Annotated in this window: 1 rRNA gene; it reads left to right on the top strand. The window is 53.5% G+C overall.

What is annotated here, in order from left to right:
• Positions 1-611, top strand: a 23S ribosomal RNA gene (locus KJS47_RS23810); the annotation flags it as partial.

Below are 611 nucleotides of genomic sequence, written 5' to 3'. Positions count from 1 at the left end.
TAAGGCTGAGCTGTGATGGGGAGGGAAATTTAAGTACCGAAGAACTTGATCTCAAGCTGCCGAGAAAAGCCTCTAGCCAGGGAGAAGGTGCCCGTACCGTAAACCGACACAGGTAGGTAGGAAGAGAATTCTAAGGCGCGCGGAAGAACTCTCGTTAAGGAACTCGGCAAAATGACCCCGTAACTTCGGGAGAAGGGGTGCCTCGGTAGGGTGAATAGCCCGAGGGGGCCGCAGTGAATAGGCCCAAGCGACTGTTTAGCAAAAACACAGGTCTGTGCGAAGCCGCAAGGCGAAGTATACGGGCTGACGCCTGCCCGGTGCTGGAAGGTTAAGGGGAGCGGTTAGGGGTAACCCGAAGCTGTGAACCGAAGCCCCAGTAAACGGCGGCCGTAACTATAACGGTCCTAAGGTAGCGAAATTCCTTGTCAGGTAAATTCTGACCCGCACGAATGGCGTAACGACTTGGGCGCTGTCTCAACGAGAGATCCGGTGAAATTTTAATACCTGTGAAGATGCAGGTTACCCGCGACAAGACGGAAAGACCCCATGGAGCTTTACTGCAGCTTGATATTGAACTTGGGTACGGTCTGTACAGGATAGGTGGGAGCCTT

This window comes from Paenibacillus sp. J31TS4, from assembly GCF_018403265.1.
Lineage (GTDB): Bacteria > Bacillota > Bacilli > Paenibacillales > NBRC-103111 > J31TS4.
This window is presented reverse-complemented; position numbering and strand designations above follow the sequence as displayed.